Raw genomic sequence first — 25,663 nt, 5'->3', positions numbered from 1 at the left:
CGCATAGGTTTATCAAGACTTCATTAATTGTTGGCCCCTAAGCTGTTTGGCGAATGGCGAGTCACCTCTTTAAGAGTGGAGTTGAGATGATCGTATTGCAGAATTTCATGTTGCCAGAGCCTGGCATCTGCACGGAACAGGATTTGTATTTCCGTCGCCACGGTCCAGTTGCGTTTTCGCAAACCGCCCGCACATTAGAGTTGAAAGAGGGCGCGGTCGTTTCGTTTAACACCTACTTCAATGCCCTCAGCATCGGTAAGTGGCAGAACGACTGTGATCTGGATGATCTGTACCTTGAGATTACGGGTTCCGGCCGTGTTGAGATCAAAGTTTTCCACGCGCAGCCTCATGAATCGTGGGAACTGCTGAACAACGAAACCACAACTTTGGAAGACAGCGTTCCGCTGCTGCTTGACCTCTCTGTCTTCAAAGAAGATACGCCGCGCGGCATGATTTACGCAGAGGTCCGCGCACTGGAAGAAGATGTCCTTGTGTCGGGTCATCGTTACATCACGCGCACGCCCGCACGTCAGGAACCCAAGCTGGCGATCAGCATCACGACCTTCAAACGTGAAGAAGAGGTGCGCCGCACAGTTTCGCGTCTGGATGCCTTTATCGCGGCGCATCCCGACGGCAACAACATGCATGTTCAGGTGGTGGACAACGGCCAAAGCGCCGAGATTGCACCGACCGAGCGCGTCACGCCGATTTTAAATGAAAATCTGGGCGGTGCCGGTGGTTTCGCCCGTGGTCTGCGTGAGGCAGAGGATAAAGGCTTTACCCATGTTCTGTTCATGGATGACGATGCATCTTTCCACATGGAGAATATCCATCGCGCCTACGCCTATCTGTCGCTGGCAAAGCGGAAAAATGCTGCCGTTGCGGGCGCGATGATCAACAACACCCACAAGTGGTGCATGTGGGAGGCGGGCGCCTTCTTTGATGGCACCTGCAAACCGCTGCATATGGGGCGCGATTTGCGCGATTGGGGGCAGATCATGGTGATGGAAGATGAAGGGCTTACCCATTTCCATCCCACCATGTATGGCGGTTGGTGGTTCTTTGCTTTCCCCGTTTCAGAGGTAAAGCACCACCCATTCCCCTTCTTTGTGCGGGGGGATGATATCAGCTTCTCGCTGGCGAATGATTTCTCGATCCGCGTGTTGAATGGCGTGGTGTCGTTCCAGGATGACTTCACCGAGAAAGAAAGTGCGCAGACACTATATCTGGACCTTAGAAATCACCTCCTGCACCATCTGGTATTTGATGAACTGAAGCGCAGTGGTTGGGGCGTCAATAAAGTTTCGCTGTTTTTCTTGGCACGTGCTTTGATGCGGTTCCACTACGAGACAGCCGAAGCCTTGCTGATGGCGATCGAAGATGTGATGCGTGGTCCTGATTTCTTTGATGAACACGCAGATATGGCTCAGCGCCGTGCAGACATCAAAGCCTTGATTAAGAAAGAAGCATGGCGCGACGTGTCCGAGCTGGATTTGAAGCAGCGCCGTGGCTTTTTCCATAAATCAGCGCGGTTCAAGCGAGCGGTCTTCTATCCGACTTTGAATGGTCACCTGTTCCCCTTCTACCGCAAATTCGCCGACCGTCTGGTTTTGAATATGGGCGAACGGGGGTTGCTGGGGCCAGCTTACGGCGCGCACCGCGTAACCTATCTGAACAGCACCGGCCTCAAGGGGTATACTGTGCAGATGGAGCGTCTTCGCGCGTTTAAACTGGGGGTGCGGATGATCAAACTGCTCCGCAAGTTTGCCAAAGAGCATGATCGTCTGCGTGCCGAATACCGCAAGGGTTACGACAAGCTAACCACCGAGGAATACTGGGACAAAAAGTTGAAGCGCGCCGCTTAAGGCGCGCCCGTCAGGCCCCGTTGCAGTGGGCCTTCAGCCAGTCTCTTGCCAGCGGCGCGTGAACGTTATTCGCGTGGCGCTGGATTTGGGCCTTGGCCGCACGTGACGCCTCTGACTGGGGGACCGGAAGAGTGACCAGCATCTCATCTATGTCTTCGAAAAATTGGTCTCGGTCGCAAAGATCGCTGATATAGCGATGCGGCTCTTGGAAGGCATCAAACATCTGACGCCGCACTTCGGTGCCGAACATTTCGATTTGGGCGCTGTCCGGTAGATCCAGTTGCGGCCCTAGTTCGGTCAGGAATTCGAGAACCGAGAAAGCCTCGATCTGGTCCAGTTCATGAAATGCAAGCCGACCCGTTTCCGCCAAAGCGCGGTGCAGACTGGGATTCTTTTCGCGGTACGTTTCGAGATTTGCGGGAAAGTTCAGGCAGGACTGTTCTTTGAAATCCTCGACCGAGCCACCCGCAGCCAGGACCTCGCGGTAATCGCGGAGGGCGATTTCGGTGTCGTAAAGTTCTTCGACCCAGCCCTGCAACATATGGCGATAATCAAAGTGGATCGTCGGAAAGTACTCGGCTGCACCGCCCGCGTTTAGGGGGCGGATTTTCTCTCCGTACCGCAGGCGCTGACTGTGCCATGACGGCAGATAGGCGTCGGGTCGACGCAAAGTGGCGATCACGCGGAAGGAAGCGTCTGGAAATTCGTCCAGCATCCGGCGGATCAGCGATGGATCGACGGCCCCGAATTGGGAAAACACCTCTCCGGCCAGAATGACCGCTTCGGGTTGCAGATATTCGATCTGCTTCTTGACGGTCCGGAACATCTGATGACTGCGCGGCGTGCCCCGGTGATATTCGGGCATCTCAATGCCTTTGCCGGTCTCATAAAGCAGGCGATAGGCCAGCGCATTGTGGCCTTCGCGGATGTTCATGGGCAGGGACTGATCCATATCGTAGCCCATGATCTGCCGTGCCAGAACCATGGTCTGACCTTCGGCGTCAATCATCGGATAGAGAATGCCGGATTGGACCAACCGCACATAGTTTCGGGCCATATAGTCCTGGATCGAGGACGAGCCGACCTTGTGCTGGCCGATAAAGAGGACAAACTGCATTCGGATATGTGGCGGAGCACAAGGCTCCGCCTCTTTCTTTTAGAGCGGTGACTTGACGAAGGCGGGCATTGCCGCGCCGTTTGTCAGGCAATCGCTGAACTGGCGCGCTGTGTCCAGTGCTTCGCGAATTGTCACGTCCATATCCAGATAGCGGTAGGTGCCAAGGCGACCGACGAAAGTCACGTTCGGCGTTTCATTCGCCAGTCGTACGTAATCCGCCAGCAGGGTTTTTTCATCCATCATGCGGATCGGGTAATAGGGCGTATCCTCGGGCTGCGCTTCGCGGCTGAATTCGCGATAGCAAACGGTGCCCTCATGCTCTTCCCACGGGGAGAAATGTTTGTGTTCAGTGATGCGGGTGAAGGGAACGTCCACATCCCCATAGTTCATAACCGCGGTGCCCTGATAATCGCCCGTGTCGGTGAACTTTTCGAAATCCAGTGTGCGATACCCAAGGCGGCCCAACTTGTACCCAAAGTACCCGTCAAGCGGACCCGAGTAGAACACGTGATCATATCCCTCCGTGGTTGCGGAATCGAACATCGTCGAAAGACGTACTTCGATATTGGTGTGATCCAGAATCTTCTCGATCATCGCGGTATAGCCGTTTTCCGGCATGCCCTGGAATTTATGAAAGAAGTAGTTGTCATCGTAATTGAAGCGTACGGGCAAACGCTTGAGAATCGATGCGGGCAGTTCGCTGGGATGGCAGCCCCACTGCTTCATGGTGTAGCCTTTGAAAAAGGCTTCATACAGGTCGGGGCCCACAAAGCGCAGCGCCTGCTCTTCGAAAGTCTGTGGATTTTCGATTGAGGTATCCGCCTGCTGTTCGATAAAGGCGCGCGCCTCATCGGGGCGCATGGTTTTTCCGTAGAATTGATTGATGGTGTGCAGGTTGATCGGCAGAGAATAAACCGCGCCCTGCGACGTTGTTTTTACGCGATTTTTATAGGGCAGGAAGGTTTCGAAGCTGTTTACGTAGTTCCAGACTTCTTCATCGTCGGTGTGGAAAATATGGGGTCCGTAAATGTGGACCATGACGCCGGTTTCGGCATCCCGCTCGGTGTGGCAGTTGCCGCCAATATGGTCGCGCCCTTCAAAGATCGTTACCTTGTGACCGGCTTCGGCAAGATGCCGGCCAATCACTGCGGATGACAAACCAGCACCAACAAGCAGAAAATTTGTAGTCATTAAAGAAGTCCCTCATTATCTGCTTTGGTTTAGCAAAAACGGGTGTATTCCGCTAGATGACTATTGTTCAGGTTGAAAAATATGGGCGACAAAACGCGTTTTGCCGCCCACTCTGTTCAGTCTACGCCCATCGACCTATCGCAATGATATCAATGGTATAAGCCGAAGTTTCTGTCGCGCTCCACCCGATTAACTCAACGTCGACAGGCGATGTGGTCCCACGACTAACCCAGCAGCCTTGGTCGCAGCTTCCGGTAACAGTTGGCGCTGCGTTTTCGGCAAAGGGAGCGGGGTAGGTCCACAGCATGGCGCTGGACGAAAACAGGGCTCCGCTTGCGGTCGTGACAGGCTCCGTTGCAGCGATTTCGGCGCGACAAATCTGGGTGCCATCGGCGAAACGCACGTAGCTGCCGTTCGCATTCTCACCTTGCTCGATTACGGCACCAGATGGCAGTCCATCCGTCATCGCGACCGAGCCAACCACCGAGCCCGGCCCATATCCGTAGTCTGCCCGCATCAGGCGCCCTGCGGTCTGGTCATAGGCATCGACTTGAACAGCCGCGCCGCCGATCAGGCCGTTCGCGCCATCGATCACGAGGGACTCGGTCCAGGTGCCCCCATCGGCAGAGACTTTGATATGCAGGTTGTCATCGCCACTCAGACCGATCTCGGCGCGGCCGGACCAATTCGACTGCATTAGCAGACTGGCGGTGTCACCAGCAGTGGCCTTATTCAGCTTCATCTGATGGCCCGCGCCTGCGTGGTTGAACAGGCTGGCATCCGATGAAACGGTTAGTCGGTTGGTGCTGTCCGCGCTGGCGTTCACCCCAAGGGACGTTAGGTTCTGCAAATCATCCAGCAACGGGTGCCAGCCTTCAGCGCCCAAAACCATGCACCGACCACTGGTCAGATCCCATGCTTGCCAGCCTTCTTGCGGTAGAAAGGTGATCCAGCCGTTGTCCGACGCCATCGCCAGATGCTCGGGGTAGGGCGCCCAAACGCCCGAGGGCGCATCCGTCAGCGCGTAGATATCCCCGGGAATGGGCGCCTCGGGCGGGGTGCTTTGATCGAAGGCGGTAACCACCAGTTGGGTGATACCGTCCAGATGCATCAGGGCTTCGTTATGGGTGACGTGTTTTTGCGCCTGCGAGGGCTGGATCAAGGGCAGATTAAGCCGGGGAGAAGTGCTGCTGACCATCGAGGCCTCCATTCCATGTGACGCGAAGGACATTGGAACGGATCGGCCAACGGGGTGTTAAAGGAGCGTTTACCTGATTAACGCCCCGTTAACCTTAGCGGCGGTCGCGCAGGCTGTAGTAGATCATTGCCAGAATGCTCCAGATCAGGGTCAGGAACAGGGCGATCAGGCCGATCAACATCAGGCGTTTCGGGTATTCGGCGGATTCGGCCATTGTCGGCGCGACATAGGTCGCAAGATACCGGCTCTGGCGAGAGGCCTTGTCTCGCGCCAGATCAAGTGCAGCCAGAGCGCTGCGATATGTTTCCTCGGCAAATTGCTGATCAACGACCAACCCTTCGTATTCAGCCAGCAGAGCGGGATAGTCGCGCCCGCCGTCCGACAGTTGGTTGGTCACGAAATCCGCCCGCTCACTGGCGATCCGTTCGCGGATCACCTCAATCCGTCGTTCGGCCTGTTCCAGTCGCGGGTCCCCTTCTGGCGTGCGTCCCGTCAAAAGGTCCAGTTCAATCAAGGCGTTGGCAAGCTGCTGCTGCAAGGTGTTCACCACGCCCATCTGTCCCTGAATATCGGCATTCGGATCGACAATCTGGTTGCGCGTCCTGAATTCGGTCAGCGCCTGACGCGCACCTTTAAGACGTTCCAGCGCAGCGGCCAGATCGGATTCTGCATAGCGCATCAGGTCATCGCGGGCGTTTGCGTTGATCTCGTTCACTAATTCCTGACTGGCGGCGACGATCTCTTGCACGATGGTTCGCGCGTCCTGAGGCGTATAGGCTCTGACCTCCAGATCGATCATGCCCGTCCCTTGATCGAAGGACACCTTCAAAATCCGGTCCCAGAACCAAACCAGATCCTCAATCGAGGCGTCAGGCCATAGAGCAAAGACCGGATCGTTCGGCCAGTTCTGCGCGAACATCTGGTTGAGGTTGACGTTGTCTTCCAACCGCCGGACGATCTCTTGGCTTTGGATATATTCAAACAGAATATTCGCGTCGCCATTGGCATTTCCGCCCGTGATGCTGGCAAGACCACCAAGCAAATCCGTCGCGCTGCCGCCCTCTTCCGAGCGGACCGTGAATCCCGTGCGCGAGGCGAATTGATCTTGCGCGATCGCCACCAAATACCAGATCGACAACACGGTTGGCAGGATGACCGCCAGTACAAAGCTTGCGATCAGACCCCAGTGGCGGGCCTTCAAAGTCATCCGTTCTGCGGGTGGCGCAATCTCAATAACCGTGGGTGCTGGCGGAGGCGGTGGCGCTAGTTTGACAGGGGCCGGTCTGGCGGCATGCTTTGGCTTTGCTCCGGCCTTTTGACCTTGGATAGGCAGTGCCTTTGCGCGGGCGGCTTTGGCGGCCATCAACTTGCGGCGGGCCAGCCAGCGCTTGCGCTGTTCCTCGGTCATTGACCCTTTCGCCGCAGCGTGCGCGCGGAATTGGACTTTGGCCCGCTTGCGCATGGCTTCAGACGGGTTTTGGGAATCGCTGGACGCGTTCACATGAAATTCCTTGCTAAATAACGCTGCACAGTAAAAAACAATTCATGTAATTTAAGCTGTATTTAAAGAGTTTGCATTCCGATGTCACCTCACACCGCGCCGGTAAAACTGCCATCTGATGCGCCTGCCCGTCCGGCAGCCCACCGGACGATCGTCGCACTGATGTTGCGGGAAATGTCGACCACCTACGGGCGGACGCCGGGCGGCTATCTCTGGGCCATTGCCGAACCCGTCGCCGCACTGATGGTGCTGTCGATCGGCTTTTCGCTGGTGCTGCGCACCCCGCCGATTGGCAACAGCTTTTTGCTTTTCTACGCATCGGGTTACCTACCCTTCAGCCTTTACGTGACGATCCAGAATACTGTCTCTAGATCCATTAATTTTTCGCGACCCTTACTGCGATATCCTGCGGTCTCCTGGATGGATGCGCTTTTGGCGCGGTTCCTTCTGAACGGGATCACAAACCTGACGGTGGCGATCATTGTGTTTGTCGGCGTTCTGGCCGTTCAGGACACGGGCATCAGTTTGCAAATGGGCACCTTGGCGCTGTCGTTCTTTATGGCGGCGATGATCGGCCTTGGGGCGGCGACCATCAATTGTGTGCTTTTCGGGCTGTATCCCCTGTGGGAGATGATCTGGGGAATCATCAGCCGTCCTTTGTTGATCGCCTCTGGCATCCTCTATCTGGTCGATGACCTGCCGCAGCTGGCGCAGGATATTCTGTGGTTCAATCCGTTGGTTCATGTGACCTCGGTGGCGCGAGATGCGGTGTACGGGTTGAACCATAGCGATTACGTCAGCCTGCCTTATGTGTTCGGCCTGTCCTTCGGAGGGTTAACCCTTGGCCTGTTGTTCCTGCGGCGCTTTTACCGCGAGATTCTGAACGCCTAAGGGTGTTGCGCCAAAGCCTGAACTTCAGGGTGGGTCAGCATCGTGTCGCCCCTTGCGCCATCACGAACCGCACGCCACATAACCCGCAGATAGCGTTTCCGATCACTGCCATAGCGCCTGCCGCTAAGGTACCACTTGGGGGCCAGAACCATCAGCAGCATCCAGAAAAACACGGGTCCTGCTGCACGGCGATACATCATCAGGCCGTTGCGGTAGAGGTAGTAGACCTTCCAGATCGGTCGGAACACGCGCTGCCCCTCATGCTGGAAGGTCGAGCAGTCATGCTCAAATTTTAGGCGGTTATCCATCGCGATCCGCATGCCCTTCTTGCGGGCCCGCAAGGTGTAGAGAACGTCATCCCCGTACAGAAACAGGTTCGCGTCCGGATAGCCGACTGCGTTGATCAGGTGGCGCGACAAGAACAAGCCGACAAAGGACGTCAGATCAATCTCGACCGGTTTTGATGCGCTAAAGGCGCTGTCGGGCAGGTGATAGCACTGCCGCGCCCGCCCCCTAAATACCCCAAGCAGGGTCGAGACGAAGACACGCGGCCGCCAGAACGGGTTACGCGACGGGCGGTTCATCTCGCATATGCCGCCTGAAGGGTAGTAAACAGCTGCGGCCAATGCATCCCACTTGCCGGTGTCCATTTCTGCAAAGCGCGATAGAACGCCTGATGCAGGGCGGGCATCATCATCCATGACGACAAGCCAATCGGGGTTGTGATGATCCATCGCGTGCCTCAGCCCCGCAGCAAAGCCGCCAGCGCCGCCGCAATTCGAAGGCAGGCGCACCACGTCAAGGCGGGAGTCCGTTTGCGCGGCCAGCCACGCTACCGTGTCTTCCGATGAGGCATTGTCCACCACCACCAACCGATGCAACGCGCTGGGTGGCTCTGCCAGAATGCGTTCAACCGTCTGCTTCAACATCGGCAGACGGTTGTATGTCACGACCACGGCAACCAGCGTACCATTTCGTCCGCGACCGGGCAGGGTCACGGGCTGGGCGGTGTCTTTGCAAAATGTCATTTCCATGGTGTCATTCAGTTCCCCAGATTGCCGGCGACAGTTGCGCTAGAGCCGCCAAGTCGGAACAGGTTCAGTGCTGCGTTCAAAGACGGCACTGGCGATTCCGACACGTAAACGATGTCATCAGGTTGAATTTCCAGATTGTTGGCTGCGAACAGCCCCTCGGCAGTGGTCAGGTTCATCGCGAAAACCACCGACTCTTTCTGCGGCCCATGCGTGTCCTGCCGGATCGCATTTCGCGGGTATTCCCGCAGGATCAGCACGCCTTTCGGGTCGGCGCGTCCGGGTGACAGGCCACCCGCCATCGTGATTGCCTCAATCGCGTTGACGGGCGGATGCTTGATGCTGATCAGCTGTTGGCTGCCTGTCGCGCCCATTGCGATGAAGGTTTGCGGCAGATCTTCCACCACCACTTTGTCTCCGCCCCGCAGAACCAGATCATTGCCGTCGTTCGAGGTCAGATCCTGAACGTAGGTTTCGTAGGTCGCCCCGTTTCGCAGCAGTCGGACGACGGGATTGTCCATGTCACGCGCCACGCCGCCCGCATCGGATAGCAGATTCAGCACGGTATAATTGCTGTCAGGCAGCGGATAGGCACCGGGCGCGGCAACACCCGAGACAGCACGTACGGTGCTGTTCTGACCCTGTTGCGCGGTCAGTAGAACCTGCGCTGAGGGGGCAATCGCCTCCATCCGGGTGGCGATCGTGTTACGTGCGCTTTCGATGCTTTGACCGGCTACATTCACTTCACCGACGTAGGGCAGGAAAATGGTGCCAGAGGGCGAGACCAGCAAGTCGGTCACACTGGTCTGCTTTTGCCCTGCCGCCGTCAGCAGCGAGTTGTCCTGACTGTCCCAGATCGTCACGGCCAACACGTCGCCGGCTGTAATCCGGTACGACAAAGACCCGCGCGATCCACCAGGCCAACTGTGAGCCAGACTTGCACCTTTCGCGGGCCATTTTTCGACCATGGCCATCGCGGTTGTGTTCATCTCAACCAGCTGGAACGGAGCGTTTTCATCCTTGGCACCTTTCAGCATCTCGGATTTCAGCGCGGCCCCGCGGGGGAGGGCACATCCACTGATCACGGTACAGAGAAGAAGGACAACAAAAGCGCGTACCATCAGTAATTCTCACAACTATAAACTGTATTGGTGATGACAGCTTTTGCGTGTGTCGCCAAGTGTTTTGAATCTCTTAAGGGTTGCATTTGCATCCTGTCGCCTATCTAAAACCTTGCTGTTGGGACACTCCGCAGTTCAGATGCGGCGCATGGGAAAGGTCAGATGACGGTAGCTGGAAAACCTGAAAAGATTCTTATTCTGGGAGCGTCGGGAAAGGTCGCCCGCCGATTGCGCGCCGTCTGGCAGGCGCAGCCGCCTTGCTTTCAGCCCCTCTGGTGGACTCGCGAAGATGTGGCCCGCTTCACCAGTGACAGCGCGACTGCCGCGCCGCAGATCGCAGGGATTATTGCCCTTTGGGGTGTTAGCTACGGTAACGAAAAAGAGCTTGCCCAAAATGTGGCTCTTGGCCGGCTTGCTCAGCAAATTGCCGTCAGAACCGGCGCAGAGCGCGTGCTGCATGCCTCGACCCAGGCAGTCTACGGAAGAGACTGCGATAACGCCGCTGAAACCCAGATTTTGACACCTGCGTCGCCCTACGGTCAGGCGAAAATTGCGATGGAAGAAGAGGTCAAAAAAATTGGTCCTGCGTGCCCGATTATTTTGCGTCTTAGCAATGTTTTCGGGGCGGATTCACTGGCTCACCACATGCAGCAGGATGCGCGGTTGCAGTTGGACCGATTCGCAGATGGCCATGGGCCACGGCGCAGCTACATCGGCGCGGTCGATCTGGCACGTCTTTTGGAGGCGTTGGTTCAACGACCCATCGCTCAAGTTCCAAAGGTGCTGAACGTCGCCGCACCTCAGCCTCTGCCTATGCAAAGCATACTAGAGGCCGCCAAGGTTCCGTTTGACTGGCGTCCGGCGCCGCAGTCCGCGTTACAGCGCGCAACCTTGGACACTTCGCTTTTGGCGCGGTCGGATTTGCCGGTGCCACAGGCACAAACAGCAGAGGCACTGATGCAGGACTGGCGCGATACCCGCGGCTTATGAAATCGCCTTCTCCGCAAGAATCGCGGGGCGGTTTTCCTTCGGCGCCGCCCATTTGAACACCGCGTTCCGTGCTGATTCGGTGTCACCTACCTCAATAGCATTACGCAGTTCGGCCAAAGCTGCGGCGACTTCGATCTCTGACAGATGCCCTTCGCGGGCGCGTAGGATTTTCGGGTGCGGTGTGGTCAGCATGTCCTGCCCGATCAGCAGCTCTTCATGCAGCTTCTCACCCTTGCGCAGGCCGATGTACCGAATCTCGATGTCGCCGTTGCTGTTGTTGTCGTCACGCACAGAATAACCGGCAGCCTCAATCATTTGCCGCGCCACTTGCGCGATACGGACGGGTTTGCCCATATCCAGCACAAAGACATCGCCGCCCCGCGCGAATGAGCCCGCCAAGAGCACAAGCCGCGATGCCTCTGGAATCGTCATGAAGTAGCGGGTCACGTCGGGGTGAGTGACCGTCACCGGCCCGCCCATAGCGATCTGTTCCTCAAACAGCGGAATGATCGACCCCGACGATCCCAATACGTTCCCGAAGCGTACCATCGAATAGCGCGTGGTCCTGCAACGCGTCGCCAGATCCTGAACCACAAGCTCGGCCAGCCGCTTTGACGCGCCCATAACGTTCGACGGGCGCACAGCCTTGTCGGTCGAGACCAGAATGAACCGCTCGACCCCTGTTGTGCGGGCTGCCTCTGCTGCAGCTTTGGTGCCCAGAACGTTGTTCTGTAGGCCCGCCAGCGCGTTATTCTCGACCATCGGGACGTGTTTGTAGGCAGCAGCGTGTAGAACGATCTGAACATTGTGCTGGCGCATCACCCGCTCCAGCGCGTGGCGGTCCGTCACAGACATCAACAGCGGCACGCATTGCACCGTTGACCGCAGCGCCGCCAGCTCTTTCATCATCGCGTAAAGCGCGAATTCACTGTGATCGAGCAGGATCAGTTTCGACGGCTTGCATTCCAGCAACTGACGACACAGCTCGGACCCGATCGAGCCGCCAGCGCCCGTAACCATCACCACCCGATCCGTATAGCCGTCGTAAACGCGGGGCAGCTCATCCTCCAGGTTCGAGCGGTTCAGGATCGCTGTGTGGTCAATCCGGCGGCTTTCTCCGTGTGAGCGTTGCATCATCTCGGCGAATGAGGGCAGCAGCTTGGTTTCACAGCCCATCTCGCGCAGGCGGCGGGCAATCTGCTGTTGGCGTGGACGGCTGGTCGAGGGCATCGCCAAGATCACGCGATCCACGTTGTAACGCTGGAACAGTTCCTTGATTTTCAGGGGCGAATAGACCCGCAGCCCGTTGATCGAGAGGCTTTGCAGGGTCGGGTTATCATCCACGAATCCCACAGGCTCAACCGTGCGGTCTGTGCGCAGGGCAGCGGCCAGCTGCTGGCCAGTGTGGCCTGCCCCATAGATCAGAACCCGAATGCGTCCTTCGCCCTGTCGGTACAGCGCCAGCAGGATTTGCCGGATGGCTGCGCGGGACGCGACCGACGCAATGATCAAGATAATCGAGAACGCAACCCACACCCGCACCGAGATCGGCCAACCAAAGCCTGCGCTGACCAGCGACGTCGCAAAGGCCACCACAACCGAAGCAACGCTGGTCAAGCCGACGCCAGACATCTCATAGCTATTCAGGCGGACGCGGTGCAGGCCAAGGGCGGCAGTCATGCCTAAAGAAAAGGCAGCGCAACTGGCCATCAGCATCAGCACCTGCTCATAGGTGGCGGTGGCGAAAAAAGTCCGCTCGTTCAGAAGAAGACATGCCAGCGCAAGTGACAATGGTGCCAGCAAAACGTCCAACGCCAGCATCAACTGCCGCTTTTGGGGACGGTTCAGCCGTATGAGCAATTTGTAAAGCATGCCGAGAGCACCTGTCGGATAACCGTGTCGCTCCAGCCTGTCATCGAGGGCATTCAGAAATGCCTAATAGGAAGAAATGTTCCGAATTTTTTCGAGTCAGGCTAGTTCTGGATAAAAACAACTTTAAGTATAATATGCTTAAAATAGTACGTTTAGTTGGCAGGGCTTCTAGGCTCTGGCAACAGTCCGCGCAAGCAGCCACAAATCTAGGCTGAGACACGCGTTCTTACGATAGATAATGTCAAGTTTCGCTTTTCGGGGAACACAGCGGTCGCTGTAGGCCTTGTGCGTTTCTTCAGCGCTGAGGCAAGCGGCCAGAATGCGTTCTTCGTGGCGATGGTAAACGATGGTTGCCAGGCCGGTAATTCCGGGGCGCGATCGCAGGACCTCTGCGTAGACCTCGGGAAATTGCTCGACATAGCTGCGAAGGGGCGGGCGTGGGCCGACAAAGCTGATGTCGCCACGAATAACGTTAAAAATTTGAGGTAATTCGTCCAGACGGAAGCGGCGGAGGAAGCGTCCAGTGCGCGTAATCCGCGCTTCTTTATCGCCGCCGGACACGCCAGCGTCGCAATCGCAGCACCGCATCGTGCGAAACTTATGCAGATCAAAACTGCGCCAGCGGCTTTGCATGCGCTCCGAAACGAACAGCACGGGTGCGCCGTCCAGGATCAAAATCGCCAGTCCGATCAGGGCCATGACAGGCAGCAGGACCGGCAGCAATGTAAGCCCAAAGATCACATCAAAGGCACGTTTCCCGGCTGTGATCTGGGGTTCTTCGTCAAGGGTTTCTAATACGCCAACAACCATATTAAACAACCGCCATACTTGGTAATACTAAAGGGTTACTTTGTGAAATAGCTCTATGTGAACATACACATCTAAAGGTTGTTTTTTGGAAAAAACAATCTGGAAAATGAAATTAAAATGTGCGACACCAAGTCTGACCTAGTTGCTACGGCAACGGGTGTTTGGCTTTGGAGATATGATTATGAAAAAGTTTGTTACGCTTACCGCTGCGGCTGCGCTGATCGCGTCGACCGCAGGCGTTGCGCTTGCTCAGAACGAACCCGCATCCACCGCTGCAACCACCACCGGTAACGTACTGGGTGCTGGTGCTGCTGCGGTCACCGGTGTTGGCACTGGTGCGATCGTTGCAGGTGCCGGTGCACTTCTGCTGATCGCTGGTGCAGCGAACCGCGCGAACGATGATGGTGGTAGCTCGTCCAGCTCCACCAAGTAATTGGCAGCTTCAACTGTCAACGTAAAACGGGCCCTTCAGCGGGCCCGTTTTTCATTTCTACCTATTGTTTTAATTATATTATTTCGATGACCAGATAGCCCGTCGCACTGCCCATCCATTGCTCGGACCGGCGGACCAAGCCAGTCTCGGTGTCGAACTCGAATAGGTTCTTGAAGGCATGGTCAGGGTTGGTGCAATTCTCTTGCATGGTGTCATCATTGATCACGCTGATGCGACAATCATAGGCATACTGCCGTACATTGTTCTCGCCATCGAGAAAGCGGAGCACCCGCTGATAGTCCCCTTCGCTGCGCGCAGCAAGCAGCGCGTTCACAGGCCCGATTTCGGCTGACATAAGATCATCCCCGAAACCGCGCGTCCCGATCAGCATCGGACCCTCCAGGGTGACGGTAATTTGCGAATCAGACCCCCAAACCGTGTAACTTCCATCTACGGTTGCTAAGGCGAAAAGATCGGCACCGCCGGTCATCGGAGTTTGCGCAATCATGATGCCAAACCCCTTGGTTTGCGCAATCTCTTGCCCAATCAGTCTAAGCTGTTCGGCGGTGGCACGCTCAGGCGTCTCGACAGCCATCCCGACAAGTTGCCGTGCAGAGTTCAGCATCAGGGAATCAAGGCGCTTGTCCCGCACCCGTTGGTCGTCGTTACCGCATGCACCAAGTAGCGAAACAAGCGCGGTGCTTAAAATCAAGGCACGCAAAGTCATCTCCAGAATCTTCCGTATTCGGCGTCCAAAGTGGGGCGGTGGTAGTCGCGAACCTGTTCATACAGGCGGTTGGGCACCGTGACCCGCGCACCACCGTTTCTTTGGAGTGGCCGGATCATGGTCGAATTTGTCCCACGATCAGCCTCAAGCATCACGTAGCTTAGGGGTAGGGTCATGAAGAAGCCTTTATCAAAGCTGCCTTCGCCGAACTCTTCCGAGGTGATGTTGGTCTTGGTGGCGAACACGCCAAAGATCCATCCGTTGTTCAATTCGCGCTGCAAGGTCAGCGTCGCGCCGACATCCTTGGCCAGATATTGGCCCGCATCGATCTGGGCGTGATAGCCGTTGCCAAAGTCATAATAGGCGGACAGATGGCCGGTCACGACGTCATAGTCCCGCAGGCCGAACATCCGGTCGAAGTCCCGCTGCTGGACGTAGGCAACCTCGCCCCCCAGTGCCAGTCTGCTGTCTACGGGCTTCCACAGCACTTCGGCGGCGATGCCCGCATACATGGTTTCCAGATAGCCGAAGGTCAGGTGCGAATAGAGATCCTTGCCCGGTCGCCCATTATATTGAAGCGTCAGCGACTGGATGCCGGTGGGATCGCGATAGTAGCGGGACCCGTCGGTTCTGACCGCGGGCAGATAGGGGTCCTCTTCCGTCTCGCCGTCGCCAAGATCGCCGATCAGTCTATGGGTGATTGCACCCTGAATCCGGAAATGTTCAGACAGACGGTATTCGCCCCGTAGCCGAATGCCGATATCGGCGCGGACGGGCTGTTCAACGTCAAAATACCCAAGGGCCAAATAGGGCGCGAGGCCCCAGCGCCAGTCGGGATAAAGATCGGCGCGCGGTTCGGGAGTTGCCCCGACAGCGTCGGTGACCTGCATTTTGCCGTTGATGGCGCGGGCAGATTTATGCTGCAAATTTTCCAGATCACTGCGGTTCAGCGTGATCCGAGAGACCGGCAGGCCATTCACCTCAGGGATAATGTGAAAAGTCTCTATCGATTCAGGCAGGACATTCGCCATTGTGCGTGCGGCGCGACCGATGGCTTGGGGCTCTGAATCAAAGCGCGGGTTATGCAGCCGCAAGGTGGCTTCGTGGGCAGACAGCTCAAGCCCCGTAACGGCAAGCCCCTCGCGTTCAAATGCCTGATCCAGAACGGTCAATGCCGCATCGCGGACCTCATCTTGCTGAGTGGTCCAACCAAGATCTTCAGCGCTATGGGCCGGACGTCGCAGGATCGGCAATGGGGCCTCATCGCGGCCGCCTGCGATCTTTGGCCGTTTCGGATCAATCCCGAAGGTCAACTGTACCCCGAACTCATCTCCGCCCAGGGTATAAACGCCTAGTTGGGCCAACTGCCCTAAGTCATACTCAAGCGAGGCGTTCCACGGGCTGTTGATCGCGAATATCCCTGCCTCTTTCTCTGCGGAGTAGGCGTCGGATGAATATTCCAGATTTACCTTCAACTTATCAGTGGCTTGCCAGCTGACGCCCCCGAATGGCGCAACATCGCCTTTGAACCAGCGGTCTACGGCGAACATGCCGCCTTCGCCCAGAAATTCTGTCACACCTGGGCGATCACCTATGGTTGTAATCGGGTTCCGCGATCCAAGACGGCCAAAGCCAAGGCCCGCAGTCACCGCAAGCCGCGGCGTCACGGTTTTGGTGGCGGCAATATACTCGCCTGAAAACAAACCCGTGCCTGCGAAATCCTGTAGTCCCACGGTCAGAGCGGGCAGATATCTGCCCTCTTCCAGCAACTTGTAGCGCAGGTCAAAGCTGCGGTCCCAGTAGGTCGATTGCCCCTGATCCGGATTGATCGCGCCGTCCACGCCAGAGTAGCGGAATGACGCGGATAACCGCTTGCTTGCCTGAAAAGTCAGTGTTGTCGTGTCCATTCCCCGCATGTGCGAGACAGAGAACGAGGCACGCGCATCCGGTGCCTGTCGGGCATCGGGCATCACGACCAGCCCGGGTGTGCCCATCATCGACATGTCGACGGGCCGGCTGGCATCTCGCGCAAGGGCAATTGGCGTCCCGTAAACGGTGGCGCAGGCAAATAGGATCAGTTGAGGGCGTAACGCCCGAGTGCGTTTGGGGCAGACCATGACGACTCGTTAAAATAGTTTGGTAAAGAATAGGCTAATTCTTGCACAACCATAGGCTGCGCGTCCAGTTTCTTGTTAGTATGGATTACATCTAAATCGCGCTGGATTAGCTTGCCCGACTTGGTGTTTCCTCTGACAGTCGCTCCGACGCCCAGATTGCAGCTTGTGTGCGGTTCTTTGCGCCAATTTTGCGATAGCATGCGCGTAAATGCACTTTGACCGTTGCTTCCTGAATTCCCAAACGGTTCGCAATCGCCTTGTTTGTAACGCCATTGCGCAGCAGTCCAAGGATCGTGCGTTCCCGTTCCGAAAGGCCGCTGGTGTCGTCATCGGGCACGGAAAACTCGGGCGTGCGGACCTCAGAGGTGCGCTGGTGGTATTCGCCATTCATCCGAACGATGCGATATCCTTCCTGAACCATTGTAAGCGTGGCCATCAGCGTTTTCGCGGATTGGTCCTCATCGATAATGGCGGCCATTTGCGGTGAAAGCAGATCCTGCACATGTCGGGGCAGCCCTCGACCTGCGACCATAATAAGGCGCAGATTTGGTTGGCGAACGCGAAAGTCGTGAATGTCGGACAGGATTGAGCCTTCAGGCTCGGGGACATGATAGAGAACCAGGTCGTCTTCGGCGACAGGTTCAAGCTGGGTTAGGCTGGACACAGTTTGCCCAACGCGACAGCCGCAAGAGCCACAGATGTTAGAGAACATGTCTGTCAGCAGCTTGCTAGCACTTACTATATGTACGCACATTTCTAAAACGCCCCTTCCAGGCGGCATCAACTCTTATTTCAAAAGTAAAACTTTAATAACTTTGGCTCAATAATACACCCCAAGGTAGATTAAACAATAAGGGGTAGGTAGTCGGGTATTCCTACACATTAGGTCATAAAGGTCGTCGTTGTCGATGTTTGAGAAAATTTCCGCCTATTATCTTGTAATGCACTGAAAAGACTAAATTCATACCCTGATATGGGGAGGCGAGTTTTCGCTCAATCTATGTTCAGCAAAGAACAATTGATTCGGATTTCAAAATCTGCGCTGCAAAAACGTTAATCTTGAAAGGGCAGGTCAGTTTACCACAAAGTGGGGTATAGGTTGTATGCAATCCACTAAAATGATCAATAAGTTTTGCAAAAATATGATCCGTTAGACGTTTGCTCTAGTACCTATGCACACGTTCAAGTTGTGTGGCGCTGTGTTAGCTTGGCTTCGTATCATTCCATTCCGGGGGGGACGATGATTACACCGGCAAAGGCCCGTCGCACGGGCCTCATTCATTATACAAACTATTTTCAAAGATCTCTTAGTGCACTGACAACTTACGCCCTCGCAAAGATTGAGATGCAGGGCAATCCCATCCTCCTGACGACGATCGAAGCATCCGAAGGTGCCTCAGCCGTTCCGCCTAGCGTCCCCAGCGCAGATGGTCCGGTGCAGGTCTCTTCGGTACGCCTTCTTTCACAGGCAGATGCTGAATTTTCATGGTTGCCCGACTGCGCCACCAAGTGGACCTGCTTTGCGATCGATCTGGATAATGGCGTAACAGATTACGTTGCGCTGCGCGAAGAAGGGCTGCCCTTGATGGGGGCGGCTGACACTGTGCTGCGGGCGATCTGGCCGATGGTTCGCGACGAAAGCATGAAAGAGCTGCGCACCAGCCACGAAGCGGCCATTAACAACGCCCTTCTCTGGACCGTGTCCACACGGACCGAATCCGGTGTGATGATTGTGGACGGTGAGGGCGCCTTGCTTCATTGCAATGCCGCCGCACGTGAATCGATGTCCGCATCGGACTTCCTTCGTGATGTGGATGGCCGGCTGCGTTGCTCGGATGCGTCGGCAGGTCGGGTTTTGGCTAAAGCTATCAAGGAATGTTCGTCCGGCGATTTGCGTAAGGACCAGGAACTGATCTTGTTCCTGCGGACCTCTAAGGACGGCAGCCGCTTTCCTGTGGCCTTGTTCCGCCATCCCGACGAAACCGATCACAACCCGCTGGTAGTGATTATGTTGCCCCGCCGCCCAGATCCCAAACGGACCGAGCTGCTTGCCCGCAAGATGGGTCTGTCACCGACCGAGGCGCGCGTCGCCGGTTTGATGCAGTTGGGTCTGCCCTACCGTGAGGCCGCAACAAAAGCAGGCGTCAAGGAAGAGACCTTCCGCACCTATTCCAAACGGGTTCTGTCCAAGCTTGACCTCGGATGCCGCGCCGAAATGGCTCAGGTCCTGACGTGGCAATCGATGCTCGGGAGGGCGTCATGAATCAGATTAATACGAACGAACACTACACTGCGGCTGAAGACACCGAGCAGACCGTTGTACAGGCGCAAGTGCCCAATGCTGCGGCTGTAGAGGTTGCGCTCCGCGCCGATGCGGCACAGGCAGAGCGTCCCGCGCCTGCCCAGGCAGCCGCGCAGAAATCTGCGGCCGCTGCGCCTGCGGGCAACGATCCGCAGCCGACCTTGAACAGTGCAGACATGCGCCGCATTGCGACGCTCTTGCACAACTCGCCTTCGCCCATCGCCACGCGTGAAGATCTGGCGGCGCTTCAGAACCGCAACACGCAGCTTTTCTCGACCCTGCAATCCGGCCTCGCCGCGCTGGCAGACAAGAAAGCCGAGCAGGACCGCTCCGAGTTGGTCGCCCGTATGGATCGCTTGGAAGAATCGGTGAACCGGATGGAGGCCGCTCTGCGGATCGAGCTGGAGCCGGTGATTGAAAAGACCGTCGCCGCCGCTGTGGCCGAGGGCCAGCGTAAAGGTCAGGTCGGTCACGGGATTCGCCTCGCGGCGGTTGCACTGATTGCGGGTTTGGTGATCGGTGCGGTCTTCTCGAACGTTGCGGGCAGCGCTCCTGCAAGCGCTGACGTAACATCTTCAAATAAAACAGTTTTTTCGTCCCCAAATGGGGGCATAGATCGCAACATAAAAACAGTTAACTGACCTCGCAGGGTGAAAGCGACTCGCGCAGCGGCGCTCGTCCCGTGACTGGAAGGTGCACTATTGGTGCCGGAATTTTCGACCGCCTTCTATTTCGAAAACAAGGAGTTAAGACATGGCTGATCATGATCACACCGACGATCAAGAATGCATTGAATGCTATCCCGAGCTGACTGAAGAGTGGGCTCTGCCTGACGACGAATGCCCGATCGTGTTCTCGGATGATAAAACCGACGAGAACTTCAACGACGGCGTTTTTGAGCGCGGTGGCACCGATGCGAACGTTATCGACCTGAACGACAACAATGCCGGTGACAACGCCTATGCAGGCGCTGGCAACGACAAAGTGTTCGGCAACGCGCTGAACAACAAACTGTACGGTCAAGCTGGTCAGGACTACGTTGAAGGTCAGGGCGGCGATGACGCGATCTACGGCGGCACCGGCAATGACGCGCTGTTCGGCGACGACTGGGATATGACCACTAAGTCGGACGTTATCAGCGATCTGGACGGCAACGACTGGATGGACGGCGGCGAGAACTGCGACATCGTCGTTGGTCAAGCTGGCAACGACACCCTGCTGGGTGGCACCGGTGTTGACACCGTTCTGGGTGGCTCGGGCGCGGACATCATGTTCGGCGACGACGCTGACGGCGACTACGCAGACGATTCCGGCGACTACATGTACGGTGGCTCGAACAACGACGTCATGGACGGCGAAGGCGGCAGCGACGTCATGTGGGGCGACGATGGCGAAACCGAGAACGCGGAAACCGACGGTCACGACACCATGTACGGCCGCGCAGGTCACGACCGTATGGCTGGTCAGGGCGGCGACGACCGCATGTCCGGTGGTCTGGGCGACGACCTCGTAATCGGTGGTTCGGGCAACGACGAAATCTTCGGTGACGAGCGTTTCGCTCAGGGCGACAACCTGTCGTTCGGTTCGGACAGCACCACCGGTGACAAGTTCTACGATCCCTCGGGCGACGACTGCCTGTTCGGTGACGACGGCGATGACACCATCGACGGCCAGGGCGGCAACGACTACATCCACGGCGGCGACGACGACGACCTTATCCAGGGTGGCCGTGGTTCGGACGTCATTGATGGCGGCGAAGGCGACGACGATCTGAACGGCGGCGCAGGCGTTGACTTCATGCGCGGTGGCGTTGGCAACGACGTGATGGAAGGTGGCGCGCAGCGCGACTTCATGTTCGGCGACATGGCAACTCTGGCACCGGGCCGCATCCGTGCGCTGGAAGACTGGCTCTGCACCTACGAAGAAAACTACTGTGAAGGTGCAGTCGAGCAGAACGTCATCGAAGTAACGGCTCCCGATCTGGACACCGCAATGGACACCGGCACCCACGGTGTTAACGGCCGTGACCTGATGCGCGGTGGCGACGGCAACGACTTCATGTTCGGCGAAGGTGGCCGTGACAAGATGTTCGGTGAAAAGGGCAACGACTTCATGATGGGCGGTACCTTTAACGACAGCATGTCTGGCGGTCAGGGTAACGACAAAATGTGGGGCGGCTCGCAGAACGACTGCATGTGGGGCAACGACGGCGCCGACAAGATGTATGGCGGTGGCCACGACGACAAGATGTACGGTGGCAACGGCAACGACTTGGTCAAAGGTGAAGCTGGCGAAGATACCGTTGAAGGTAACGCAGGCAACGACACCCTGTTCGGCAACGACGGCAACGACATGCTGAGCGGCGGCACCGGAGACGACGTCGTCTACGGTGGTGAAGGCAACGACACCGCATACGGCGACACCGGCAACGACTTCATCGACGGCAACAACGGTGATGACTCGCTCAATGGTGGTGCTGGTGCAGACACCATCGAAGGCGGCGCAGGCCACGACACCATCGAAGGTGACAACGGTTCTGACTGCCTGTACGGCGAAGACGGTGCTGACTACATCGACGGCGGCAACGCAGACGACTTCCTTGATGGCGGCGCTGGCAACGACACCCTGCTGGGTGGCGAAGGCAACGACTTCATCAAAGGCGGCGAAGGCACTGACCACCTGTACGGCGGCGAAGGCAAAGACGTCTTCATCATCGATCTGGAGTGGAACGGCGAAGAGTTCACCACGACTTCGGGCTCGGACACCATCTACGACTTCGATATGGATCAGGACAACGATCACATCCAGTTCCGCGTTACCAACGTTCTGGAAGCCGGCGTCAACGACAACCAAGGTGGCCGTGGTACCTCTGCAGCCGAAGCATTCGACCTGCTGGAAGACCTCGTCAACGTTTCGGAAGTGGCTGGCGACACCGTCATCACCTTCCTGGGCGAGACCCTGACCATCAAGGGTCTGACTGCTGGTGCGAACGTTGAGTTCGGTTACCTGGGTCAGGACAACGAAGCTGATCCGTGGTCGAACCTGGTTGGCATCAACGAACTGTCGTCGGGCGACACCGGTTCGTACGAAGCAATCCACGTGGTCGTCAGCGACGATCCGCATGGCTTCGACGACGATCACGGCTTCGTCGCATAAGGAATGGGATGCCCGGGCTGTGCGCTAGCCCGGGCATTTCTAGCCCTGGTTCAGGAATGTTTCACTGGTCCCCCCGGCCAAGGTCAGCCTTGGACCAGGGTGCCAGTTAAGATCAGAAATTAGTTTTGTTGCTTTTTGTGTATCCGGGGGGGGCACGTGCAACCATGAAAATTCAAACCGTCTTCTCGGGACAACGTGGTGTGATCACCGCGATTTTTGTTACGAGCATCTTTGTAAACCTGCTGATTTTAACGGCACCTCTTTACATGATCCAACTTTTCCAACGGGTCATGTCCTCTGGTAGCATAGCCACGCTGGTCGCTTTGACGACTGGCGCGGCTATTGCGCTTTTGTTCTACTTCTTTTTCGACGCACTGCGCCAACGTCTGGTGGCCCGCCTTGGCACCCGCCTTGAGGCCCGTCTTAGCCCGATGGTTCTGCGCGCAATGATCGACAAGCGTCTGCCCGACGGGATGCAAGGCTCGGAGCCTTTGCGCGACGTTCAGGAAGTGCGCACCTTTGTCACCAGCCCGATCTTTGTCGCGATGCTGGACGCCCCGTGGGCGCTGTTCTTCACCGTTCTGGTGTTCATGTTCCACCCGCTGCTTGGCATGATTGCTGTGCTGGGGATCGGGACCCTTGCGGCGATTGGTGTTCTTAGCGAAATCATGACCCGCGAAAGCGAAAAGCAGGCACAGACCTCGGCCAAGGACGCAAACCGCGCCGTGGACGAGATGATGACCCACGCCGAACTGATCCGCGCCCACGGTAAATCCGAAGCGATGCTGGAGCGGTGGAAAATGCGGGCCTTCTCGGCCATCATGTTCTCGACCCGCGCGACTGACCGAATGGCGATCATGTCGTCGGCGGCGAAAGGCGTGCGCCAGTTCCTGCAGATCGGCATGATGTGTGCGGGCGTGATCCTTGTGGTTCGCGCTGAAATTTCACCGGGTCTGATGATTGCCTCATCGATCCTGCTGGGCCGTGCGGCTGCGCCGGTTGAACAGTCGATCTCTGGCTGGCGTTCGCTGATCAACGCGCGGGCGGCAAATGAGCGTCTGAACGCGATGCTGGCTGCCGTGAAGCACGTGGACGAGCATCGCATGGAGCTGCCCGAACCCTCTGGCCGCATCGATGTGCAGAATGCCACCGTCATGCTGCCCGGCCGGTCCGAGCCGCTGCTCTACGATATCTCGCTTGGTTTGCAGCCTGGTGACTCGCTGGGTCTGATCGGCCCGTCGGGTGCGGGCAAGACCACTTTGGCACGTGCGATGATCGGTCTTATTCCGCTGGCCCGCGGCGCGGTGCGCATCGACGATGCGGATGTGCGCGACTGGCCGTCGGATCAACTTGGCCAATACGTGGGCTTTCTGCCCCAACAGGTGGACCTGTTCCGTGGCACTATCGCCGAAAACATCGCCCTGATGGACAGCGAGGCCCGCGCCAGCGATATCGTCGCCGCCGCGAAAGAGGCAGAGGTCCACGACCTGATCCTCGGCCTGCCCGGTGGCTATAACGCGGATGTTGGTCCCCGTGGTGGCTTCCTGTCCGCAGGTCAACGCCAGCGGATCGGTCTGGCCCGTGCCTTCATGGGGCGTCCCAAGATCATCGTGCTGGATGAACCCAATGCGAACCTTGACCCCGCAGGCGAGGCCGCGCTGGCCCGCGCGATCCAGAACGCAACCGCGCGCGGTGCGGTCGTGATCGCAGTCACCCATCGTATGAGCCTGCTGCGTCAGGTCACACATGCTGCTCTGATCCGAGATGGCCGTCTGGCCCGCTTTGGGACCGCCAAAGAGGTGCTGGAAGCTTCGGTTGAACCGGTACTCGAAGCCGGAAAGCCGACCAAACGGATCACCGTCGTTCCCAATGAGGGCACCGACGAACGGAAAGGAGCGCAAGCATGACCATGGCAGAACATCACTTCGATCAGCGTCAGGTCGCTAAAGGCTTTCCTGATCGTCTTCCCGGGCCGAAACTGCCAGCCGCTCCGCCGGTCAGTGTGCGACAGTTGGTGCTATGGCTGATCTTTGCAGGCTTTGGTCTGTTCGGCGGTCTGGTGGTTTGGGCCAGCGTTGCCCAGATGACCAGCGCAGTCGTCGCGCCGGGTGCGTTCAAGGTGCTAGGGGATCATGTCCGCGTCGATCACCTGGAAGGCGGCATCGTCAAAGAGATCCTCGTCAACGAAGGAGACGTTGTTGAAAAGGGGCAAGTCATTGCCATTCTGGACGACAACCGCGTCAACGCACAGATCAGCATTCTGAACGGTCAGCTAGCCAGTGCCTTGGCCAGCGAGGCCCGCTTGATGGCGGAACTGGCTGGTTCGGATGAACTGACAGTCTCGCCGGAGCTTCAGACGCTGGTGGACAACGATCCCGAACTGGCCAAGCATCTGGACAGCCAGCGCTCGGTGCTGAAATCGCGCAATGCGCTGATGGTCGGCACCTATGAAATTATGGATCAGCGTATCGCCCAGATCGAAGACGGTCTTGTTGGCCAGCGCGAACAGATGGCCGCCCTGCAAGAGCAGCTGGACATCGTGCAGGAAGAACGCGCGAACCTGAACGCTCTGTTCGAAAAAGGCATCGTGACCAAGACGAGGATGGACGAACGCCGCCGCCTTGAAACCGGCCTGCTTGGCGAAATCGGCATCCTGCGCTCGCGGATGGAGGCATCCCTCAAGCAGGAAACCGAACTGGAAGAGCGTATCCTGCAAATCCAGCGCGACCAGTTGCGTGAGGTGTCTGAAAGCCGTCAGGCGGTTCAGGAAACCATCTATGACATCCGCCAGCGCATGTCGGTGGCTCAGGATACCTATAACCGTCTTGAGATCGTCGCGCCTGCGGCGGGTCAGGTGGTGGATCTAGAGATCAACACCATCGGGCAGGTTCTGGACCGCAATCGTCCGCTGCTTAGTATTGTCCCTTCCACGGCCGAACTGGTGCTTGAGACGCAGGTCAAGACCAGCGACATCGACGATGTGGTTGTTGGCGGACCAGCGCGGGTGCAGCTTTCGGCCTACAGCTTCCGCACGACGCCGCCGGTCAAGGGCTATGTCTCGCTGGTGCCAGCGGATGCGACGCGCGACGCGACCAAGGGCATTTCCTACTACACGGTGCAGGTCCGTATCCCTGAAGAGGAACTGGCCGCCCTGCCCAACGTCAAGGCGCTGCCGGGCATGCCCGCGCAGGCGATGCTGGAAACCGGAACGCAGACAGTCATGAACTATCTGCTCAGCCCCTTGCTTGGCGCGATGTTCACTGCCATGCGCGAAAAGAGCTGATCGGCGGGCTTACCGATCAGCTTTCCAAGCGGCCCCTGCTTCCCGAGAAGGGCAGGGG

20 protein-coding genes are annotated in these 25,663 nt (G+C 57.4%); 9 read left to right on the top strand and 11 right to left on the bottom strand.

Annotation, left to right across the window (positions count from 1 at the left end; translation table 11 throughout):
* The first annotated feature begins 86 nt into the window (after positions 1–86).
* Positions 87–1,865 (top strand): glycosyltransferase, encoded by a 1,779-nt coding sequence (locus tag CLV74_RS05255; protein WP_170107989.1) that lies wholly within the window; start codon positions 87–89, stop codon positions 1,863–1,865.
* Positions 1,866–1,875: 10 nt separating this feature from the next.
* Here CLV74_RS05255 and CLV74_RS05250 read toward each other — a convergent pair whose 3' ends face one another.
* The 4 genes from CLV74_RS05250 to CLV74_RS05235 form a co-directional block, all read right to left on the bottom strand.
* The gene (locus CLV74_RS05250; protein WP_106263183.1) at positions 1,876–2,982 is read right to left on the bottom strand and encodes a hypothetical protein; all 1,107 of its coding nucleotides are present in this window, start codon (positions 2,980–2,982) and stop codon (positions 1,876–1,878) included.
* Between the two features lie 39 nt (positions 2,983–3,021).
* Entirely contained in the window at positions 3,022–4,173 is a 1,152-nt protein-coding gene (glf, locus tag CLV74_RS05245; RefSeq protein ID WP_106263182.1) for a UDP-galactopyranose mutase, read from the bottom strand.
* 121 nt (positions 4,174–4,294) lie between these two features.
* Complete coding sequence (locus CLV74_RS05240) at positions 4,295–5,371, bottom strand: DUF2793 domain-containing protein (protein ID WP_106263181.1); 1,077 nt, start codon at positions 5,369–5,371, stop codon at positions 4,295–4,297.
* A 94-nt stretch (positions 5,372–5,465) separates the two neighbouring features.
* A complete protein-coding gene (locus tag CLV74_RS05235; RefSeq protein ID WP_170107988.1) occupies positions 5,466–6,779 on the bottom strand; it encodes a KpsE/RkpR family capsule polysaccharide export protein in 1,314 nt (437 codons plus the stop codon).
* Between the two features lie 174 nt (positions 6,780–6,953).
* On the opposite strand from CLV74_RS05235, the gene CLV74_RS05230 reads away from it, so the two are divergent.
* Positions 6,954–7,763, top strand: a complete 810-nt coding sequence (locus CLV74_RS05230) for an ABC transporter permease (protein WP_106263179.1) — start codon at positions 6,954–6,956, stop codon at positions 7,761–7,763.
* Here the strand turns inward: CLV74_RS05230 and CLV74_RS05225 are convergent.
* Positions 7,760–8,797: a glycosyltransferase gene (locus tag CLV74_RS05225; protein WP_245888465.1), complete on the bottom strand. Its 1,038-nt coding sequence runs from the start codon at positions 8,795–8,797 to the stop codon at positions 7,760–7,762. The genes CLV74_RS05230 and CLV74_RS05225 overlap by 4 nt on opposite strands.
* A gap of 8 nt (positions 8,798–8,805) precedes the next feature.
* The gene (locus CLV74_RS05220) at positions 8,806–9,915 is read right to left on the bottom strand and encodes a polysaccharide biosynthesis/export family protein (RefSeq protein WP_106263178.1); all 1,110 of its coding nucleotides are present in this window, start codon (positions 9,913–9,915) and stop codon (positions 8,806–8,808) included.
* Between the two features lie 162 nt (positions 9,916–10,077).
* Here CLV74_RS05220 and CLV74_RS05215 point away from each other — a divergent pair, with 162 nt between their 5' ends.
* A complete protein-coding gene (locus CLV74_RS05215; RefSeq protein WP_106263177.1) occupies positions 10,078–10,905 on the top strand; it encodes an NAD-dependent epimerase/dehydratase family protein in 828 nt (275 codons plus the stop codon).
* Here the strand turns inward: CLV74_RS05215 and CLV74_RS05210 are convergent.
* Both CLV74_RS05210 and CLV74_RS05205 read right to left on the bottom strand, forming a co-directional pair.
* Entirely contained in the window at positions 10,900–12,777 is a 1,878-nt protein-coding gene (locus tag CLV74_RS05210; protein ID WP_106263176.1) for a polysaccharide biosynthesis protein, read from the bottom strand. The two genes, CLV74_RS05215 and CLV74_RS05210, sit on opposite strands and share 6 nt — an antisense overlap.
* 168 nt (positions 12,778–12,945) lie before the next feature.
* Positions 12,946–13,545 carry a sugar transferase gene (locus CLV74_RS05205; protein ID WP_245888476.1) on the bottom strand — a complete coding sequence of 200 codons (600 nt, stop codon included), beginning with the start codon at positions 13,543–13,545 and terminating at the stop codon, positions 12,946–12,948.
* A 223-nt stretch (positions 13,546–13,768) separates the two neighbouring features.
* Between CLV74_RS05205 and CLV74_RS05200 the strand changes: the two genes are divergently transcribed.
* Positions 13,769–14,020 (top strand): hypothetical protein, encoded by a 252-nt coding sequence (locus CLV74_RS05200; RefSeq protein WP_106263174.1) that lies wholly within the window; start codon positions 13,769–13,771, stop codon positions 14,018–14,020.
* A gap of 73 nt (positions 14,021–14,093) precedes the next feature.
* On the opposite strand, the gene CLV74_RS05195 is transcribed toward CLV74_RS05200, so the two are convergent.
* The 3 genes from CLV74_RS05195 to CLV74_RS22755 all read right to left on the bottom strand — a co-directional run bounded on the left by CLV74_RS05195 (position 14,094) and on the right by CLV74_RS22755 (position 17,342).
* A complete protein-coding gene (locus CLV74_RS05195) occupies positions 14,094–14,747 on the bottom strand; it encodes a YjbF family lipoprotein (RefSeq protein WP_106263173.1) in 654 nt (217 codons plus the stop codon).
* Positions 14,744–16,744 (bottom strand): YjbH domain-containing protein, encoded by a 2,001-nt coding sequence (locus tag CLV74_RS05190; protein WP_170107987.1) that lies wholly within the window; start codon positions 16,742–16,744, stop codon positions 14,744–14,746. Before CLV74_RS05190 ends, CLV74_RS05195 begins: the two co-directional genes overlap by 4 nt.
* 226 nt (positions 16,745–16,970) lie before the next feature.
* A complete protein-coding gene (locus CLV74_RS22755; protein WP_170107986.1) occupies positions 16,971–17,342 on the bottom strand; it encodes a response regulator transcription factor in 372 nt (123 codons plus the stop codon).
* 867 nt (positions 17,343–18,209) lie between these two features.
* Here CLV74_RS22755 and CLV74_RS05180 point away from each other — a divergent pair.
* The 5 genes from CLV74_RS05180 to CLV74_RS05160 all read left to right on the top strand — a co-directional run bounded on the left by CLV74_RS05180 (position 18,210) and on the right by CLV74_RS05160 (position 25,605).
* Entirely contained in the window at positions 18,210–19,127 is a 918-nt protein-coding gene (locus CLV74_RS05180; RefSeq protein ID WP_106263170.1) for a helix-turn-helix transcriptional regulator, read from the top strand.
* Positions 19,124–19,807 (top strand): hypothetical protein, encoded by a 684-nt coding sequence (locus tag CLV74_RS05175; protein WP_106263169.1) that lies wholly within the window; start codon positions 19,124–19,126, stop codon positions 19,805–19,807. Before CLV74_RS05180 ends, CLV74_RS05175 begins: the two co-directional genes overlap by 4 nt.
* Before the next feature lie 112 nt (positions 19,808–19,919).
* Positions 19,920–22,322: a calcium-binding protein gene (locus CLV74_RS05170; RefSeq protein WP_106263168.1), complete on the top strand. Its 2,403-nt coding sequence runs from the start codon at positions 19,920–19,922 to the stop codon at positions 22,320–22,322.
* A 164-nt stretch (positions 22,323–22,486) separates the two neighbouring features.
* On the top strand, positions 22,487–24,229 hold the full coding sequence (locus CLV74_RS05165; protein WP_106263506.1) for a type I secretion system permease/ATPase: 1,743 nt from the start codon (positions 22,487–22,489) through the stop codon (positions 24,227–24,229).
* Positions 24,226–25,605, top strand: a complete 1,380-nt coding sequence (locus CLV74_RS05160) for an HlyD family type I secretion periplasmic adaptor subunit (protein WP_106263167.1) — start codon at positions 24,226–24,228, stop codon at positions 25,603–25,605. Before CLV74_RS05165 ends, CLV74_RS05160 begins: the two co-directional genes overlap by 4 nt.
* Positions 25,606–25,663 lie beyond the last annotated feature (58 nt).

Origin of the sequence: Donghicola tyrosinivorans (assembly GCF_003003355.1) — a bacterium.
GTDB classification, from domain to species: domain Bacteria; phylum Pseudomonadota; class Alphaproteobacteria; order Rhodobacterales; family Rhodobacteraceae; genus Donghicola; species Donghicola tyrosinivorans.
This window is presented reverse-complemented; position numbering and strand designations above follow the sequence as displayed.